General features: G+C 72.8%; 17 protein-coding genes. 5 read left to right on the forward strand and 12 right to left on the reverse strand.

Features of this window, described 5'->3' with window-relative positions:
* Positions 1-5: 5 nt before the first annotated feature.
* Positions 6-1,478 carry an MFS transporter gene (locus tag ACGFRB_RS17475; RefSeq protein ID WP_393243890.1) on the reverse strand — a complete coding sequence of 491 codons (1,473 nt, stop codon included), beginning with the start codon at positions 1,476-1,478 and terminating at the stop codon, positions 6-8.
* Positions 1,479-1,680: 202 nt separating this feature from the next.
* Between ACGFRB_RS17475 and ACGFRB_RS17480 the strand changes: the two genes are divergently transcribed.
* Complete coding sequence (locus ACGFRB_RS17480) at positions 1,681-2,040, forward strand: helix-turn-helix transcriptional regulator (RefSeq protein ID WP_363005528.1); 360 nt, start codon at positions 1,681-1,683, stop codon at positions 2,038-2,040.
* Between the two features lie 134 nt (positions 2,041-2,174).
* Here ACGFRB_RS17480 and ACGFRB_RS17485 read toward each other — a convergent pair whose 3' ends face one another.
* The 4 genes from ACGFRB_RS17485 to ACGFRB_RS17500 are packed head-to-tail and all read right to left on the reverse strand — an operon-like array spanning position 2,175 to position 5,237.
* A complete protein-coding gene (locus ACGFRB_RS17485) occupies positions 2,175-3,377 on the reverse strand; it encodes a cytochrome P450 (RefSeq protein ID WP_363005530.1) in 1,203 nt (400 codons plus the stop codon).
* Complete coding sequence (locus ACGFRB_RS17490) at positions 3,374-3,574, reverse strand: hypothetical protein (RefSeq protein WP_393243892.1); 201 nt, start codon at positions 3,572-3,574, stop codon at positions 3,374-3,376. The genes ACGFRB_RS17485 and ACGFRB_RS17490 overlap by 4 nt, the downstream gene beginning before the upstream one ends.
* The gene (locus tag ACGFRB_RS17495) at positions 3,559-4,251 is read right to left on the reverse strand and encodes an HAD-IA family hydrolase (RefSeq protein WP_393243894.1); all 693 of its coding nucleotides are present in this window, start codon (positions 4,249-4,251) and stop codon (positions 3,559-3,561) included. The genes ACGFRB_RS17490 and ACGFRB_RS17495 overlap by 16 nt, the downstream gene beginning before the upstream one ends.
* Positions 4,248-5,237 carry an AfsA-related hotdog domain-containing protein gene (locus ACGFRB_RS17500; RefSeq protein WP_363005534.1) on the reverse strand — a complete coding sequence of 330 codons (990 nt, stop codon included), beginning with the start codon at positions 5,235-5,237 and terminating at the stop codon, positions 4,248-4,250. The genes ACGFRB_RS17495 and ACGFRB_RS17500 overlap by 4 nt, the downstream gene beginning before the upstream one ends.
* Positions 5,238-5,678: 441 nt before the next feature.
* Between ACGFRB_RS17500 and ACGFRB_RS17505 the strand changes: the two genes are divergently transcribed.
* Positions 5,679-6,839 (forward strand): serine/threonine-protein kinase, encoded by a 1,161-nt coding sequence (locus tag ACGFRB_RS17505; protein ID WP_393243896.1) that lies wholly within the window; start codon positions 5,679-5,681, stop codon positions 6,837-6,839.
* Between the two features lie 53 nt (positions 6,840-6,892).
* Here ACGFRB_RS17505 and ACGFRB_RS17510 read toward each other — a convergent pair whose 3' ends face one another.
* The 4 genes from ACGFRB_RS17510 to ACGFRB_RS17525 all read right to left on the reverse strand — a co-directional run bounded on the left by ACGFRB_RS17510 (position 6,893) and on the right by ACGFRB_RS17525 (position 10,234).
* Positions 6,893-7,174 carry a hypothetical protein gene (locus ACGFRB_RS17510; RefSeq protein ID WP_363005536.1) on the reverse strand — a complete coding sequence of 94 codons (282 nt, stop codon included), beginning with the start codon at positions 7,172-7,174 and terminating at the stop codon, positions 6,893-6,895.
* 244 nt (positions 7,175-7,418) lie between these two features.
* Positions 7,419-8,513 carry a YdcF family protein gene (locus ACGFRB_RS17515; protein WP_393244156.1) on the reverse strand — a complete coding sequence of 365 codons (1,095 nt, stop codon included), beginning with the start codon at positions 8,511-8,513 and terminating at the stop codon, positions 7,419-7,421.
* A gap of 128 nt (positions 8,514-8,641) precedes the next feature.
* A complete protein-coding gene (locus ACGFRB_RS17520) occupies positions 8,642-9,475 on the reverse strand; it encodes a class I SAM-dependent methyltransferase (protein ID WP_393243898.1) in 834 nt (277 codons plus the stop codon).
* A gap of 105 nt (positions 9,476-9,580) precedes the next feature.
* Positions 9,581-10,234: a MerR family transcriptional regulator gene (locus tag ACGFRB_RS17525; RefSeq protein ID WP_393243900.1), complete on the reverse strand. Its 654-nt coding sequence runs from the start codon at positions 10,232-10,234 to the stop codon at positions 9,581-9,583.
* A gap of 22 nt (positions 10,235-10,256) precedes the next feature.
* Between ACGFRB_RS17525 and ACGFRB_RS17530 the strand changes: the two genes are divergently transcribed.
* A complete protein-coding gene (locus ACGFRB_RS17530; RefSeq protein ID WP_393243902.1) occupies positions 10,257-11,708 on the forward strand; it encodes an MFS transporter in 1,452 nt (483 codons plus the stop codon).
* Here the strand turns inward: ACGFRB_RS17530 and ACGFRB_RS17535 are convergent.
* The gene (locus ACGFRB_RS17535) at positions 11,705-12,094 is read right to left on the reverse strand and encodes a hypothetical protein (RefSeq protein ID WP_363005546.1); all 390 of its coding nucleotides are present in this window, start codon (positions 12,092-12,094) and stop codon (positions 11,705-11,707) included. The genes ACGFRB_RS17530 and ACGFRB_RS17535 overlap by 4 nt on opposite strands.
* Before the next feature lie 237 nt (positions 12,095-12,331).
* Between ACGFRB_RS17535 and ACGFRB_RS17540 the strand changes: the two genes are divergently transcribed.
* Together ACGFRB_RS17540 and ACGFRB_RS17545 are read left to right on the forward strand one after the other, a co-directional pair.
* Positions 12,332-14,224, forward strand: coding sequence for a prolyl oligopeptidase family serine peptidase (locus tag ACGFRB_RS17540; protein ID WP_393243904.1), 1,893 nt, complete (start codon positions 12,332-12,334; stop codon positions 14,222-14,224).
* Positions 14,225-14,443: 219 nt separating this feature from the next.
* On the forward strand, positions 14,444-15,184 hold the full coding sequence (locus ACGFRB_RS17545) for an SURF1 family protein (RefSeq protein WP_393243906.1): 741 nt from the start codon (positions 14,444-14,446) through the stop codon (positions 15,182-15,184).
* 237 nt (positions 15,185-15,421) lie between these two features.
* On the opposite strand, the gene ACGFRB_RS17550 is transcribed toward ACGFRB_RS17545, so the two are convergent.
* The gene (locus ACGFRB_RS17550; RefSeq protein WP_393243908.1) at positions 15,422-16,927 is read right to left on the reverse strand and encodes a hypothetical protein; all 1,506 of its coding nucleotides are present in this window, start codon (positions 16,925-16,927) and stop codon (positions 15,422-15,424) included.
* Positions 16,924-17,607 carry a SigE family RNA polymerase sigma factor gene (locus ACGFRB_RS17555; protein WP_363005554.1) on the reverse strand — a complete coding sequence of 228 codons (684 nt, stop codon included), beginning with the start codon at positions 17,605-17,607 and terminating at the stop codon, positions 16,924-16,926. The genes ACGFRB_RS17550 and ACGFRB_RS17555 overlap by 4 nt, the downstream gene beginning before the upstream one ends.
* Positions 17,608-17,964 lie beyond the last annotated feature (357 nt).

Genomic DNA, 17,964 nt, shown 5'->3' on the forward strand with positions numbered 1-17,964 from the left:
CGCCGTCACCCGGCGTGTTCGGCGCGGGACGAACCGCGGGTCAGGGCCACGACGAGGACGCCGAGGATGAGGCAGACCACGGCCATCGCCCACAGCAGGGTGTGGAAGGCGCCGTCGTAGGAGGCGGCCGCGTCCGTACCGGAGCCGTCGGCCGCCAGGGAGGCCAGGAGGGAGCCGAAGACGGCGACCGCGATGGCCTCGCTGCCCAGGCGCAGGGTGTTGATGAAGCCGGCGGCCATGCCGGCCTTGGCGGGCTCGACGAGGGCGAGGGCCTGACCGTCGACGAGTCCGGCCGACAGGCCCATGCCCGCGCCGGTGACGAGCATGGCGGGCGCCATGACGGCGAACGAGGCCTCCGGGCCGATCAGGAGCAGCCCGAGGTCACCGACGACGAGGCACAGCAGTGACACGACGATGACGGCCACGGGCGAGGTGCCCCGCTGGACCAGCTTGGCGCCCACCATGGGCAGGGCCAGGACGGGGATCGTCAGCAGCAGCATGGTGACGCCCGCGGTGGAGGCGCTGTACCCGGCGACGGCGGCCAGGTAGGACGGCAGGTAGGTGAGCTGGGTGACGAAGCCGAAGGAGGCCGCGACCGGCACCAGGGTGTACGCGACGAAGCGGCGGTTGCGCAGCAGCGACACGTCGAGCAGGGGTGCCTCGGTGCGCTTGGCGAGCGCGGAGAAGACGGCGAGCAGCACCACCGCGAAGACCAGCAGGCCCAGGGTGCCGGGTGAGGTCCAGCCCCAGGCCGAGCCCTGGACGATGCCGTACGTCAGCGCGGCCATGGCGACGACGAAGACCACCGCGCCGCGCACGTCCAGGCGTCCGCCGCCGGCGGGCTGCTCCTTCACCTGGCGCTTGACGGCCGGTACGCACAGCAGGACGACGGCCAGTACGGCGGCCTGGATGCCGAAGATCCACCGCCAGCCCAGCGCGTCGACGGCCGGGCCGGAGACCGTCGGGCCCAGCGCCACGCCGACTCCGGCGACCGTGCCGAACAGGGCGAACGCCTTGGCGCGGGCCGGGCCGTCGAACGCGGAGGACAGGATCGCGCTGCCGCAGGCGAAGATCGCGGCGCCGCCCAGGCCAGCCAGCGCGCGGGCGCCGTCGAGCACGTAGATGTTCGGGGAGAAGGCACACACCAGCGAGGCGACGGCGAAGATCGCGGCGCCCAGGGTGAAGGCCCGGATGCGGCCGATCAGGTCGGCGAGCGTCCCCCACACCAGCGTGAAACAGGCGAAGGCCACGTTGAAGGCGTTGACGACCCACTGGAGGGAGGCCGAGCCGGCGCCGGTGTCGGCGCCGATCTCCGGCAGGGCGACGGCCGTGCCGGAGATGGAGATGGGGACGACGAACACCGCGAGCAGCACGGCGAACATGGTCAGTCCCGTACCGCCGGGTGCCGCCGAGCCCGTCCGGGCGTCCTGGGGGGCGGGGCGTGGGGAGGTCACGGGATCGGTGGTCGATGTGGCCACGGAAGTCTCCGGATTCGTTGGGCGGGCGTCTCTTCGGGGGAGGGCGGGCGGCGGGCGGCGATGAGCGCTCACGCGGAACCGCCACCCTTGGGAGGTACGATTTCGGTCGAACCTAAAGCTGACACAGGACCAAGGTGCGGTGCAAGTAGTACCTTTGAGGGAACGTGACGCCACAGCAGCGCACCCCGTGAGGAGCAGCGGCATGCCGGACCCCAAAGGGCACCCCACCACCGGGGAGATGGACCTGTTCACCGTGCTCAAAGCACTGTCGGACCCCATGCGCTACCAGGTGATGGCCGCCCTGGTACGCCAGTCCGAGGACATCGAGCGGACCTGCACGTCCTTCGGGCTGCCGGTGTCGAAGTCCACCCGCACCCACCACTTCCGCGCCCTGCGGGAGGCCGGTCTGATCCGTCAGGTCGACCGGGGCAACAGCCACGGCGCGCAACTGCGCCGGCAGGAGATCGAGGACCGCTTCCCCGGCCTGCTGAAGCTCATCGCGGACAACCCGACGCCGGCGGGCCTGGCGAACATCGCCCCGAACGAGACGGTGGGTGCGTGAAGCGCCTCGCGCGGGGGTGGTGAAAGCGCTCCACACGCGCGTACGGCGCTCCACACGCGCGTAGCGAAGACAAGCACGCACGCGTGAGGGGGACACGCGCGTACGGAGTCTCGGTGAACGGCCCCCGCCCCGTGCTACCAGCGCACAGGCAGCGACACCGGACGGCGCAGGACCACCCCGGTGTCCCAGGGCAGGCTCTCCGCGTCGGCCGCCAGGGCGAGCCCCGGCAGCTCCTCGGCGAGGACGGTGAGCAGTTCGGTGATCTCCATCCGGGCCAGGGCCGCGCCCATGCAGTGGTGCATCCCGTACCCGAACTGAAGGTGCCGCTTACCCTGCCGGTCCGGGTCGACGACCAGCGGGTCGGGGAAGACCTCCGGGTCCCGGTTGGCCTGGAAGGCGTCCGGGTACACGGTCTCGCCCGCCTCGACGACGCCCTCCGAGAGCTCGACCCGGCGGGTGGCCACGCGGGGGAACGCGGAGATGTTGCCCAGCGGGATCAGCCGGATCAGCTCCTCCAGGATCAGGCCGGTGTCCTGGGGGCGGTCGACCAGCCGCTGCCACAGCGCGGGCCTGCACAGCAGCGCGTACACGACCTTGGCGGCGACGGACAGGACGTTCTGGTCCGCGCCGAGCACCGAGCCGAGCAGAATGCCCACCAGCTCCGCGTCGTCCAGCGGCGGCTGGGCGGTGTCGCGCGCGGCCACGAAGCGGTCGATCAGGCCGCCCTCCGCACGCGGCCGGACCCCGGTGACCAGGTCCGTCAGATATCCGTAGAGCGCGGTGAAGTCCGCCACGAGCCCGGGAACGTCCTCGTGGGAGGCGATCTGCACGGTGTGCGACAGCGGGCGGTAGAACGGGATGTCCTCGTCGGGGATGCCGAGGAAGCGCCCGTTGACCTCGGCGGGCAGCCGGTCGAGGACCGTCGTGTAGAGGTCCGGCCGCTCCTCGGCCCGCAGGCGCGCCACCTTGGCGAGGACCAGCTCGCGTACGACGGGCCGGAGCTTGTCCACACCGGCCGCGCTGTAGTCGGCGTTGACGAACGTCTTCATCCGCGCGTGGTGGGGCGCGTCGAGGTTGAGCAGCAGCTCCTTCGGCATGATCGTCGGCAGGAAGCTGGGCCCGCCCTCGACGTTGGTGGCGGTGCGGCCGAACGACGGGTCGGTGAGGACCCGGTGCACGTCCGCGTAGCGGGTGAGGTGCAGGGCCGTGTGCCCGCTGGGCAGGACGATCCGGGCGATGCCGCCCGGCCCGCGCTCTGCGAGCGGGGTGAAGGTGGGGACCGGGTCGAGGTTCGGAATGCCTTCGAGGCCGGCCACTTCGGGAACGAGCGTGGTCATGCGTGCTCCAGGAGAGAAACGGGAGAGATGCGGGCGCGGATGCCGGTGCGGGTGCGCGAGCGGGTGCGGACGCCGGTGCCGGCGCGGGTGCCGGTGCCGGTGCCGGTGCCGGTACGGGCGCCGGTGCCTGTGCGCGAGTACGAGCGGAAGTGGCTGCGGCAATGGCGGTGGCAGGGGCCCGTCAGGGCAGGCGGCACAGCCGGACACCGGTGATCGCGCTCAGTTCGAGCAGGGCTTGGCGGGTGTCGCGGAAGTGGACCGTCGTCCAGCCCGCGGCCTCGGCGGCGGCGCAGTTCTCCGCCAGGTCGTCGATGAGCACGCAGTCGTCCGCCGCCACCCGCGCGGTCCGCTCGGCCAGCTCGTAGATCTCCGGCTGCGGCTTGCGGACCCCGTGGTCGCAGGAGTCCACCATGACGTCGAACGGGACGGATCCGATCATCTTCTTCCAGTACGGTCCCCACTCCCGGACGTTGTTGGAGAGGACGCCCACCCGGAAGCCCTCCTGGTGGAGCAGCCCGGCCGCCGCGGCCATGTCCTCGTCGACCGTGATTCCGTCGAACCACTGGCGTCCGAAGTGGCGCCAGTCCGCCCGGGACTGGTCGACCTCGGGCCACCTGTGGCGGAGCGCGGCCGAGAGCAGAGCGGCCCACTCGGTCTCGGGCATCGTGCCGAGCTCGATGGGTTCGAGGACCGGGACCCCCAGCTCGCGCTCGACCTCGGCCAGCGCGTCGTACATCTGCTCCGGGGTGATGCCCGTCTTCTTCTCGAACGACCGGAACAGCTCGGGCAGGGGCGGCGACAGCACTCCGCCGAAGTCGAACCACACCGTCGGCGCGGACCGGTGACCGGCCGCGGCCGGGAAGGCCGCGCTCACGCCGACACCAGCTCGGCCCCGGCGGCGGAGGCCGCGAAGCAGGAGGACCGCTCCAGGCCCAGGCGCGCCGTGGCGATGGTGTGCTCCTCCTGGACCAGGTCCATGGTGACCAGGACGCCGTCCTCACCGAGCGCCCCGACCCGCGCCTTGCAGTCGGTCGGCAGCTCGAACTCGCCGACCCGCAGGAACTCCGTGGCCACCGAGGTCACGGCCAGTCCGCGCGGGGCGAGGCCGTGTACCTCGCTCGCGGCGTAGAGGGCGGTCTGGCGGAACGCCTCGAACATGAGCGCGCCCGAGATGTGGTCCAGCGGGTGGTCGAAGAGTCCGGGGTGCTCCCGGTCGACCACCACGTGCCCGGTGACCAGGTCACCCTCGGTCACGGCGCCGGAGAGCACGACGTTCTTCGCCGTGCCCCGGCCGACCAGGTAGGTCGGCAGCCGCAGCCCGGTGAGGTGGGCGCGGGGCGTGAGGTCGAGCGTCGCCCGGGCCCGCTCCCGCAGCGCCTGCCAGGTCCGCCGGGTCATCCAGCGCCACTCCAGGCGCGCCCGTAAGACCTCGGCGCCGTCCAGCAGGACGGAGGCCCGGAACACGGCCCCGCTGGCCCGGCCACCGCGCTCCTTCACCTCTTCCGGCTGGAAGTCGACGGTGATGTGGGTGGGACGCGGGCCGACGCGCAGTGCCGCCGTGTCGAGCACCTCCAGCGTGGCCGTGTCGAAGACCATGCTCGAATCCTCCGGCGCGCCAAGGAGGGCATGCGAGGCGAGGATGCCACACTGCCGCAGCACCTCCATGATCACGAGCGGGTCGTACAGCGCGGGGCTGCTGGTGTGATCGTTGTAGTAGCTGTGCGTCCGCGGAAGCTGGGCGGCGACCGAAAGGCCGTCACCGGCTGGCTGATAGTCGGTCAGGAACACCTCGGCCAGGGCCTCCCGGTGCACGAGCGCGCGCGGGACCGTGGTCGAGAAATTCAACATTGTCGCTGCCATGACAATCTCCCCTTGAATGCATGCAGGTACGAAAAAAACCATACCTGCGTCCGGTGGGAGATGGCTCGCGAGTTGGCCGGGGCCGGGGCGCGGCCGCCCGCGCCCCGGACAAAGACCCTGGCCAGACGGCATGTTCAGGTGCGAATATGCAACGCGCCACACCTTGCATATGTCAGGTGACCGTCCGTCTTCCGTCACCTTTACGCCGGCGCACGGCCCCCTCCGCCCTCGTCCCGCCTTCGTCCTCGCACCGGGGGTACGCCACGCGCGCGCCGAACCCGCCCCGCGCGCCCCGGCGGAAGGAGCCGACCCCCACACCGGCCGCCCTCTCCCCCTGGCCGGAACTCGCCGGTGCCCCGGCGCGGGAGCCGGGCCGGGCGCGGCGGGTGCGGGGGTGGGGGGAGTTGGCAACCGCTCTACGATGAGTCGTCGAGGAGAAGGGTGGCTCAGGTGCTGGTCGCGGACCGATATCGGCTGCAGATGTGTGTCGGGCGTGGCGGCATGGGCGAGGTGTGGCGGGCCACCGACGAGGTTCTCGGGCGCGACGTGGCCGTGAAACTGATGCTGGGTCACGAACACGACCCGTCCGCCGCCGACCGGTTCCGGCTGGAGGCGCAGACCGCCGCCCGGCTCACCCACCCGCATGTCGTCGGCGTCTTCGACTTCGGTACGTGGGACGGAAAGCTGTTCCTCGTCATGGAGCTGGTGGACGGCGACAGCCTCGCCGGCGACCAGGCGCGCGCGATGGCGTTCTCCGCCGAGCAGGTGGCGAAGGTGGCCGCGCACGCGGCGGCCGGCCTCGCGGCGGCCCACCGACAGGGCGTGGTGCACCGGGACATCAAGCCCGGCAACCTCCTGATGGACTCCCAAGGCACCGTGAAACTGGCCGACTTCGGCATCGCGCGGTTCGTGGACGACCCTTCGGCCGCGCTCACCACCGCCGGGCAGATCGTCGGCACCGGGCTGTACCTCGCGCCGGAACGGGCACTCGGCCAGCCGGCCTCGCCCGCCTCGGACGTGTACTCGCTGGGCTGCGTGCTGTACCAACTGCTCACCGGCCAGCCGCCGTTCCGCGCCGACAGCTCGACCGCCCTGCTGTACCAGCACATCGACACGCCACCCGCGCCGCCAAGACAGCTGGGGGTGCCGCTGCCCGCCGCCTTCGAGACGTTCCTGCTGTCACTGCTCGCCAAGCAGCCGGAGCACCGGCCGCAGGCACAGGTCATCGCCGACTGGTTCGCCTCCGGCGCCTGGCGGGACCAGCATCCGCAGCCCTACGGGCACGGACAGCACGGGCAGCACGGACAGCACCCGCAGGCCGCTCCCCCGATGATGCCCCAGCCCGGGCCGCCGGGCGGCCCCGTACACCCGCACGCTCCCGCGCACACGCCCCCGTCATCCTTCCCCCCGGCCGCACCGCCGGCGCACACGCCGCCGTCCCTGGCCGTACCGCCGGGTGCCCGGGGCTCGCGCCGGGCTCAGCCGTCGACGGAGCGCTCCCTCACCGAGCTCTCCATCCGGCGCCCGCGCCGCACGGCGGCCGTCGCCGGAGCCATCGCGTTCGTCGTCTTCCTGCTGATAGGCATGGTCTGGCTGAGCTGAGGCCGAGGATGGGGGCCCGAGGATGGGGGCCCGAGGATGGGGGCCCGAGGCTCTCAGAAGATGCGCGGCGCCATCACATGCGGCTCCGCTTCCTCCGGCACCAGCAGCAGACAGCGCGGCACTCCCGGGCCCGGCATCGCACGGACGGTCACCGGGATCGGCGGTTCGGCCGGCAGCTCGACGTGCACGGTGACCGGGCGGTCGTCGTGCGTTGTGACGTTCCCGGTCTCCTTGCCGTCCACCAGGACCTCCACGGCACCCGGGTCGCCGGTCTGGACCGTGGCGCTGACCGAGTGACCCCCGTACTCGATGTGGAAGTGGTGCCGTGCTCTCATGCCGTCGCCTCCGCCGCCTTTGCCGCGTCCACGTCCGGCGCACCCGTCTCCGGGGCCGGCGCCCCTGCTTCCGGGCCGGCTCCGGGTCCCGGTCCGCCGGGGCCGCCGCATCCGGGCCGCCCACTCCGGCGGCCGTTCACTCCAGCGTAGAACCTCCCGGTACATCCGACATGCGGTAGTAAGCCGGTGACGCGCCGATGCTCCGGTACGGCCCGCCCGCGGCGGTCAGGGGCGCCGCCGCAGGTCAGAGCGCGGCCACGAACGCCAGGGCGCCCAGCAGGAGCAGGGCGCCGCAGATCGCCAGATTGACCCGCCGGTACGTGAGGAACACCGCCGCGAACTCGCGAATGGTGGCGGTCGGCCAGTAGTACGCGGCGGTCGGCGAGCCGACGACCTGGCCGTTCACGCCCGTCCGCCGGGCCAGCAGCGCGGCCCGGAAGGCGTGGAAGTCGTTGGTGACGATCACGCACTCGGCGTCCGGCCGCTCGGCGTCCATCAGCGCCTTGCTGAAGCGCAGGTTCTCCTCGGTCGTCCGCGAGCGGTCCTCGCGCAGGATCCGGTCGGCCGGGAAGCCCCGGTCGACCAGGTAGTCGGCCATCGCGTGCGCCTCGGGCAGCTCCTCGTCGGCTCCCTGGCCGCCGGAGGTGACGAGCAGCGGGGGCAGCGGGGTACGAGCCTTGGCCGCACCCGGGGCCTGGAGGTCGGGCTCGTCCTGGGGGCCGGGGGTGGCGGTGGCGGGCGCGTCCGGTCCGCGCCGCTCGGCCAGCCCCTCGTACACCTGCCGGCCCCGCTCCAGCCGGCTCGCGAGCAGCGGCGGTACGCGGCGGCCGCCGAGCAGACCGGCGCCGAGGACGACGACGTAGTCCGCCTCGCGGCGCACCGGCATCCGCCGGTAGAGGGCCGCGTAGCCGACGAAGCAGAGGAAGAGGAAGGAGACGTACCCGAGGAGAAGCAGGAGGGTGAGGACGGCGGCGCCGAGCAGCCTGGAGTGGGTGACGACGGCGACGGCGGCCAGTGCCATCACGCCGAACATCCCGAGCCCGGCGAGGAGCGAGAGCAGGTTGGCCGGGCGGCGGCCCTCCTTGCGGATCATCTTCACGCCGTTGGCGCACAGCAGGGCGGCCAGCGCGACCGGTCCGAGGGCGACGACGAGCAGCAGGAGGATCAGCGCCGTTCCGGCGATGCCGGGCGGCGCGTCCTCGATGGCGGCGAGCAGGCCGGCGCCGAGGAAGGTGGTGGCGAGGCCCAGGTACACCGCGTTGCGGAAGCGGCGCCGGTCGCGCAGGACGCCGGCTCCGAAGAGGAGGAGGAACACCGCTGCGACCGCGAAGGCGAACATGCCCGCCATCGTAGCCATCTCGCCCGATGGTCCATCCGTGTCAACGACCTTGCGGGGCAGGGGCCGTGGAGCCCCGACCGCCCGCCCGGCCGCCCGCCCGCTCGCCTCACCAGCCCCGGACGCCGCCCCTACTCGCCCGGCTTGGAGGCCTTGATCGAGTACATCAGCGGGATCCGGGGGTGCCCGGCCGGGAAGCGGTACGTGCCGTCGTCCTGCCGCTCAAGGTTCTCGTAGCGCGGGGACAGTGTCAGGTCGTGCTCGTGCAGGAACTCGATACGCAGTCCGGCCCGCGCGATGGCCGTGACGACCTCGCCGACCGGGTGCACCCACTCCACGGTGCGGTTGTGGACGGTGGCGGCGGTGCGGTCCGCGTACGTCCCGGTCGTCGTGTCCACCCACGGTTCGCGGACGAAGTAGTCGTGGACGAGCCGGCTTCCGGTCGCGTCGTCGAAGGAGTCGACGATCGGATGGAACTCGGCGACGTAGAGGAAACCGCCGGGGGCCACCAGCGCGGCGGCCGTCTCGGCCCAGCGGTCGAGATCCGGCATCCAGCACAGCGCGCCGCCGCCGGTGTAGACGATGTCGTACGAGGAGTCCGGCACGGCCCCGGCGGCGTCGTACACGTCGGCGGCGACGAACGCCGCCCGGTCCGCGGTGAACCCGAGGTCGGCGGCGAGGGAGCGGGCGGTCTCGACGGCCGGTTCGGAGTAGTCGAGGCCGACGACGGGCGCGGCGCCGTGCCGGGCCCAGGAGAGGGTGTCGAGGCCGAAGTGGCACTGGAGGTGCAGCAGGGAGCGGCCGGTGACGTCGCCGACCTCCTCGCGCTCGAAGGCGCGCAGCGGGTCCTCGCCGGCCCGGAAGCGGTCGAGTGCGTAGAAGTCGCCGGCCGCGTGGATCGGCACCCGCTCGTCCCAGAAGGTGCGGTTGGCTTCGTACCAGTCCTCAGGCATCGGTCCGTACATGTGCGCGAGGTTATCCACAGCCTGGGGATCACGCGAGCGAATTACCCGGCGCCACTCCGGGCGCTCCGGGGCCTTCCGGGGCCGAACAGGGCCTTCCGGGGCCGCTCAGCGCGCGTCCGGTGAACGGTGCGGCGCCCACAGGCGGTCGGCGTCACCGTCGGCGAGCCGGTCCCGGTAGACATCGATCTTGTGGTCGATGAGCCTCAGATTCTCCTGGAGTTCCGCTATACCGGCCAGCACCTCGGCGCGATGCGACGCGAGCAGCTCCAGTCGGTCCGCTTCGTTGCCCCGGCCCGCCGCGACGAGTTCGGCGTAACGGCGGATGCCCCGGATGGGCATGCCGGTCGCCCGCAGCCGGGTGCAGACGGTGATCCATTCGAGGTCGAGCCGGTGGTAGCGGCGTCGCCCGCTGTGCGTGCGGTCGACGGGGGTGACGACCAGGCCGACGCGTTCGTAGTAGCGCAGGGTGTGCACGCTCACGCCGGTGCGGCGGGCGGCTTCGCCGATGCCGAGTCCCTCCCGCGGAATGTCGTCCCGCGAGTGCGCGTGCTCGTGCCCGGATTCGGGTTTCCGCGCGTGTTCGGCCTCGGGCTCCGGCTTCGCTTCCCGCTCGGACTCGGGCCCCGTCCCCAGCCCCAACTCCGCCCCCGGCTCCGCCCCCGGCTCCGGCTCCGGCTCCGGCTCCGGCTCCGGCTCCGGCTCCGGCTCGGCATTGACCTCGACCACGCTCTCGATTCTAGCTTCGTAGCCAGTCGTCACCCCTCCCTCCGGAAGAAGCCGCATGCCCGAACCAAGCCTCCACCGACGCCACTTGATACTCGCGATCTGCTGCGCGAGCGCGATCGTCGTGGTGATGGACATCTCCGTGGTCAACGTCGCGCTGCCGTCGATCCGCCGCGAGCTGCACGCCTCGGCGTCCGGCCTCGCGTGGACGGTCGACGCGTACACCCTGGTCCTGGCCGGCTTCCTGGTGCTCGCCGGATCGACCGCCGACCGGTTCGGCCGCCGCCGCGTCTTCCTGACCGGCCTCGCCGTCTTCGGAGCGGGCTCGCTGCTGTGCGGCCTGGCCCCGAGTCTTCCCTGGCTGATCGGGGCGCGGGTGTTACAGGCGGCCGGCGGCACCATGCTCAATCCGGTGGCGATGGCCATCGTCGCCACCGCCTTCCCCGAGCCGCGCCAACGGGCATGGGCCATCGGCGTGTTCGGCTCGACGACCGGCCTCGCACTGGCCCTGGGGCCGATCCTCGGCGGCGCGCTGGTCGACGGTTTCGGCTGGCACTCCGTCTTCTGGATCAACGTGCCGGTCGTGGCCGCCGCGTTCGTGTGCGCCGCGCTGTTCGTACCCGAGTCGCGCGCCGCCCGGGCACGCCGGTTCGACCCCGTCGGCCAGAGCCTGGTGGCCCTGGTTCTGGGCGGGATCGTCTTCTGCGTCATCGAGTCCCGTCGGCTGGGCTGGAGTTCACCGGTCATCCTGGGCCTGCTCACCCTGGCCGTGCTCGGCCTCCTCCGCTACGAACCCCGGCGCGCCGACCCGCTGTTGGAACCTCGCCTGTTCCGCAGCGTGCCCTTCGGGTCGGCGCTCCTGATGGCGCTCTTCGCGTTGTGCGGGTTCGGCGCGTTCCTGTTCGTGACCACCCAGTACCTCCAGGACATACGCGGTCTGCCGGCCCTGACGACCGGACTGTGCCTGCTCCCGGTCGGCGCGCTGATCGTCGCCCTCTCGCCGCTCACCGGCCGGCTCGTCGCCGCGCGCGGCCCCCGGCTTCCGCTGCTGGTCGCCGGGGCCGCGCTGGCACTGGGCGGCGGGGCGTCGCTGTGGCTCGGGCCGCGCACCCCGCTGCCGATGGTGCTCGCGACCTATCTGCTGTTCGGTGTCTTCCTCGGCACGGTGAACCCGCCGATCACCAACACGGCGGTGTCCGGCATGCCCGGTTCGATGGCCGGCGTGGCCGCCTCGCTGGCCTCCGCCGGCCGGCAGACCGGCACGACCCTGGGCGTCGCGGTCTCCGGAACGATCGTGGCGGCGGTCCCGCCCGGCGACGGCCCGGCCTTCACCGGGGCGGCGCACGGCGTGTGGTGGACGGTGGTCGGTCTGGGGCTGGGGATCGTACTCCTCGGCCTGGTGAGCACGGGCCGGTGGGCCGAGGGCACCGCCGCCGAAGCGGCGGCCCTGTTCGGAAGTACCCCGCATCCCCGCACGGGATCACGTACAGGCGCACCGGACAGCCCCTAAGGAGTGGTGCAGACGACCTGGGCCCTCACCCCTTCGTCGATGACATTGGTGTTTCTGACAATGGCCTCCCAGTAAGTGCCGTGGTGCAGCGAGCCGACCAGGAAGCTTCGCGCGATGTCGTCGGACGACGAGATATTGACGTCCACGAATCCCCCCGAGACGGCGACCATCCCCGAAGGGCAGTAGGCCGAGGCGCTGCCGAGTTGCCCGGCGGGAACGGTCACCAGATCGCCGTAGTAACTCAGGAATGGGGCTTTCACGGCCGCTTGACGCGTACCGGATACGCCGGCCTTTTTCCCGGCGTCGCCGTCCTGCGCGACCGCCAGCCCCGCCCCGGCGGTGACCATCACGGCGGCGACGAGAGCGGGAATGCGGAGATTCCTCATCCCTGCCTCCATTTCTGCGAATCGGTGTGGTGGGTGCGAATCGAGCGTTCCCGGTGCCCTGCCGCCGATCACCGAGTCCGCTCGTTCGGCTCATTCCGCCTCCGGCCCGGCCGGCCGGTGCCTTCGGCGCGGCGGAACGATTCGGGAGGCGGTGGCCGACGTTCGCACCGGAAGCCGAGCCGCCGCTCAGGGCCGCTCCACCGGACTCGTGCCACCGCACTCGCGCCATCGGGTTTGATGGGAGGCATGACTGATGCTGAGACCGAGACCATGCCCGTCTGGGAGCAGCGGTTCCGCGCGCCGCGCGTCTCCCTGCCCGAGTGGGCGGAGGACGCGCCGGACCGTTCGCTGTTCGTGTCGAACGCGACGGGGACTTTCGAGCTGTACGCGTGGGACCGGGCGACCGGCGAACAGCGGCAGGTCACCGACCGGCCGAACGGGACGACGGACGGCACGCTGAGCCCGGACGGTCGCTCGATCTGGTGGTTCGCGGACTCCGACGGCGACGAGTTCGGGGTGTGGATGCGTCAGCCCTTCGAGGGCGGCGCGGACGAGCCGGCGGTGCCGGGGCTCGCCGCCTCGTACTCCGCCGGGCTCGCGCTCGGCCGGAACGGCACGGTCGTGGTCGGCCGGTCCACGGACGAGGACGGCTCGACCGTGCATCTGCGGCTGCCCGGTGCCGAGGAGACCGTGGAGATCTACCGGCACCGCGAGTCGGCGGGGGTCGGCGATCTGTCGTACGACGGCAGCCTGATCGCGATCGAGCACACCGAGCACGGCGACGCGATGCACTCGGCGATCCGTGTCGTACGCGTGGACGCGGACACGGACGCGGAAGCGGGCACCCCGGGTGTCACGGTGGTGGCCGAGCTGGACGACACCAAGGGCGGTACGGAGGAGCTGGGCCTCGGCGTCCTCGGCTTCGCGCCGCGGGCCGGCGACACCCGGCTGCTCGTCGGGCACCAGCGGCGCGGCCGCTGGGAGCCGATGCTGTGGGACGTGGCGACGGGCGCGGAGACCGATCTGCGGCTCGACCTGCCGGGCGACGTGTCGGCCGAGTGGTACCCCGACGGCTCCGGTCTGCTGATCGAGCACGGCTACGAGGCCCGGACGGAGCTGTGGCGGTACGACATCGCCACCGGCGCCCTGGTCCGGGTCGAGACCCCGGCCGGTACGGTCGCGGAGGCGACGGCCCGCCCGGACGGCACGGTCGAGTACCTGTGGTCGTCGGCCGCCGTGCCGCCGGTCGTACGCTCCACGGACGGCTCGATCGTCCTCGACCCGCCCGGCGCGAAGGCCCCGGCGTCGCTGCCGGTGGAGGACGTCTGGGTGGACGGCCCGGGCGGCCGGGTGCACGCGCTGGTGCAGCGGCCGGCGACGGGCGAGGGCCCGTTCCCGACGGTGTTCGAGGTGCACGGCGGCCCGACCTGGCACGACAGCGACGCCTTCGCGTCGGCCCCGGCGGCCTGGCTCGACCACGGGTACGCCGTCGTACGGGTGAACTACCGCGGCTCCACCGGCTACGGCCGGGAGTGGACGGACGCGCTCAAGCACCGGGTCGGTCTGATCGAGCTGGAGGACATCGCGGCGGTCCGCGCGTGGGCGGTGGAGTCCGGTCTCGCCGACCCGGCGAAGCTGGTCCTGTCCGGCGGCTCGTGGGGCGGCTACCTCACCCTCCTCGGCCTCGGCACCCAGCCGGACGCGTGGGCGCTCGGCCTCGCGGCCGTGCCCGTCGCCGACTACGTGACGGCGTACGAGGACGAGATGGAGGCGCTCAAGGCGCTGGACCGCACGCTGCTCGGCGGCTCGCCCGAGGAGGTCCCGGAGCGGTACGCGGCCTCGTCGCCGCTGACGTACGTGGACCAGGTGAAGGCGCCGGTGCACATCGTGGCCGGCGTCAACGACCCGCGCTGCCCGATCCGCCAGATCGACAACTACGTGGACCGGCTCGCCGCCCGCGGCGCGGTGCACGAGGTGTACCGGTACGACGCGGGCCACGGCTCGCTGGTGGTCGAGGAGCGGATCAAGCAGCTGCGCCTCGACCTCGACTTCGCGGCCCGGCACCTGGGCACGCCGAAGCCGGGCACGGTCGCGGTTCCGGCCCCGGCCCCGGCCCCGGTCGCCGAGTAGGGCAGCGGCCCCGTAGCGGGGGGCGCCTGCCCCGTAGGGGAGCCGGGCTCCCTCCCCGTACGGACGTCGGACACCGGCCCCGGCGCGGAGGCCACCGGCCCGTCCGTCCCCGTACGGGAGCGGCGCTGTGTCCCGTACGGGAGCCGGACAGGACACACCAGGGGAAAGGAGGGGGACCCGGGCCGCCGGGGAGCGGGCGGGTCCCCGTACCGTGGAGGGGTGTACCGGTTCCTGAGAACGCCCCGCTGGTGGGGGATCAACGTCTTCGTCCTCCTCGCCATCCCGTTCTGCGTGTTCATGGGGACCTGGCAGCTGGGGAAGTTCGAGGAGAAGGTCGACTCCCACCGGGCGGCCGAAGAGCGGCCCGACCCGTCCTCCGCGCGGGCCGAGGCGCTGGACTCGCTGCTGCCCGTGGACACCGAGACCTCGGGCCGGATCGCCCGGGCCGACGGTCGGTACGGGGAGCAGTTCATGGTCCCCGGCCGGGACCTCGACGGCCGCTCCGGCGCGTATGTCCTCACCCTGCTGAAGACGGACGGCGGCCGGGCGCTCCCGGTGGTCCGGGGCTGGCTGCCCGACGGCGCGAAGGCGCCGGCGCCGCCGGCCGGCCGGGTGACCGTCGAGGGCGCGCTCCAGGCGTCCGAGAGCCCGGGTTCCAAGGGCGTGCGGACGGGCGGCGGGCTGCCCGAGGGGCAGCTCGGCATGATCAGCGCCGCCGCTCTGGTCAACGTGGTGACGGACGACGTGTACGACGCCTGGATCACCCTCACCCACTCCCCCGCCGGGCTGACCCCGGTACCGGCGACGGCGCCCGCGGGCACCGGGCTCGACCTGAAGGCGTTCCAGAACCTCGGCTACACCGCCGAGTGGTTCGTCTTCGCCGGCTTCGTGGTCTTCATGTGGTTCCGCCTGCTGCGCCGTGAGCTGGAGGCTTCCCGGGACGCGGCGCTCGGCCTGTAACGGCCGGGCGTCCGGCGGACGCCCGCCGGACGCCACGACGGCACACCGCCGTACATCACGCATCGCGCATCGCGCATCGCGCATCGCGGCATATGACAGACATGCGTACGGCCCGACGGCATGAACCGTCGGGCCGTACGCATGTCCGTCGTGTCCGTCGGGTCTGGCATATGCCGCGCGTGACGCCCGACACCCCGGCACCCGGCGCCTGACGCATCACCCGTCGCGCGTCGCGCGTCAGGAGGCGCCCAGGACCCCGGTTCGGTAGATGGTGCCCGCGCAGGCGTTGGGGATCGTCGTCTCGGCGACCGGACCGCCCGGCTCCGCCGTGTGCGACACCGCGACACTGCCCTCCGCCGAGGCACCGTCCGCCACCCCGAGCTGGGGCGCGGACCCGCTGTCGGCCGGCGCTGATCCGCTCGTCCCGCCGGCACCGCCGGCGTCGCCGCCGGTGCCCTCGCCGCCATCGGAGGACGGATCCGGGAGCGGGGTCGCCGGAACGCCGCCGCCGCTCGGGACGCAGGCGTCGCTGGGCACCCAGGCGAACCGCACCTCGTACGCGTTGTCCGGGGGCAGCAGCAGCTTCGTCGACTCCTTGGAGGGGTCGGGCAGGCCGGCCGCCGCGTCCCCCGAGATGTGCTCCACGACCGCGATCTTCTTCTGGTCGGCCGCGCCGCGCGCCTGGAAGCCGACCGTGCCCGCGCCCTCGACCACGCACTCGCGGCCGGAGATGTTGGCGATGCGGAAGCTGCCGTAGACCTTCCCCGCCGCGTCGGGCGCCTCGGTCCGCGCCGAGGTGACGCCGAGCTGGGCGGCCTGGCAGCCCGCCACTCCGGCCGGGGCGCCGGAGGGAGTGGCGGAGGCGTCCTCGCCGCCGGCCGTGCCGGAGTCCGGGGTGTCGGTCTCGCCGCTCCCCTCGCTGCCGCCGCCGGGAGACGCGCTCGCGCCCGTACCGGGGCCGGCGGGCTGCTGTTTGCCGCCCTCGACGCCGGTCTCGCTGCCGGTACCGCCCTGGGCCTGCTCGCCGTGGCCCGCGTTGACGGCCTGGTCGCTGACGACGCCGCCCGACGAGGCGACGTGCACCAGGGCGGGTACGGCGGTGCCGACGAGGACGATCGCGGCGGCCAGGCCGACGACGGCCTGTCGCTTGCGGGCCCGGCGGGCGGGCACCGCCTGGCGCAGGTGGTCGAGCACCCCCGGAGCGGGTTCGAGCCCGGACACCGCGCCCTGGAGCAGCCGTCGCAGCGCGAGCTCGTCGGGCAGGCCGCCCTCCGGACCCTCCGGTGCTTCGTTCACCATCGCGTGCCCACTCACATCGTCCCGGTCGTCGTGCGGGGCGTTCCCGTACCGCCGGCCCTGCTCGCCCTGCTCGTCCTGCCGGTTCCGCTCACGTCGCTCGTGCCGCCGGCCGTACTCGTCCTGCTCATGCTGCCCGTATCGCTCATGCGACTCGTACTGCTCACGCCGATCGTGCTGCTCGTACCGCTCATCACGCTCATACCGCTCGTGTCGTTCACGCCGGTTACGCCGGTCACTCCGCTCGTCCGGCTCGCGGGACTCGTCCAGCCCACGCGGCCCGGGCCGGCGGTCGTGCGCGTCGTCTCCGGGTTCCGCGCCGCGCCGCTCGCGCTTCAAGGGCGCGGCGCCGGGTTCGTGTTCCTCGTACTCCTCGGGCCCGCCGGAGCGCGGCCCGCGCGCGGGCGGCTCGGCGCCCGGCACCTGTGGTCTGCCCGGCCCGCTCATGACGTGGCCCCCATCGAGACGCGCAGCGCCGCGATGCCTCGCGAGCCGTACGCCTTGACCGAACCGAGCGAGATCCCGAGGGTCTCGGCGACCTGTGCCTCCGTCATGTCCGCGAAGTATCGCAGCACCAGGACCTCGCGCTGCCGCCGCTGGAGTCCGCGCATCGCCTTGATGAGCGCGTCACGCTCCAGCTGGTCGTACGCGCCCTCCTCGGCGCTCGCCATGTCGGGCATCGGCTTCGAGAGCAGCTTGAGCCCGAGGATGCGGCGGCGCAGGGCCGAACGCGACAGGTTGACCACGGTCTGCCGCAGATAGGCGAGTGTCTTCTCGGGGTCTCGCACGCGGTTACGCGCGGAGTGCACCCGGATGAACGCCTCCTGCACGACGTCCTCGCAGGAGGCGGTGTCGTCGAGGAGCAGCGCCGCGAGGCCGAGCAGCGAACGGTAGTGCGCGCGATAGGTCTCCGTCAGGTGGTCGACCGTCGTACCGGCAGCCATCGTGTCGTCAGCGCCCTCGCGGGGCGTCGGAATGCCGTTCACGGCGGGCGGCCGGGCCGACCGGGATTCCCGGGCCTGCCGGGTTCTGAGGGGCACGGGCGCGATCACCGGCATGCCGCCGGACGGGCGCTGCCGCCCGAGCGGTCGCACCCTCGTGCCGTGCAGCGGGATGACCGCTGCCATGTCGAGTACCTCTGCCACATCTGTTGGACACGCTTCCCCCCGCCAGGGTTGTACGCGTACGCCACCGTTTTTGGCGGTGCGTCGATCGTCCTCATGCGCACCCGTTCTCCCCCAATGGCCCGCTCTCTCCCGTGCTTTTCGCCGCATGGAATCGGGCGCACGCGGAGACGCTCCCGTCCGGCCGCCGGTTGCGGTACGGCGGGAAGAGCATCGTCGTTCAGGACATCTGACCTGTTCAAGAGGCGTCCGAGGCCGACTTGCTCACAAGGCGTTCACAGATCCTACAAAGTTCAACGGAGGCGTGCCGCCAATTCCCTTGCCGATGCCCATGCGGATGCGCGTGCGCGTGCTCGTGCG

The sequence above is a fragment of the Streptomyces sp. NPDC048718 genome (assembly GCF_043198875.1).
Classification (GTDB): Bacteria; Actinomycetota; Actinomycetes; order Streptomycetales; family Streptomycetaceae; genus Streptomyces.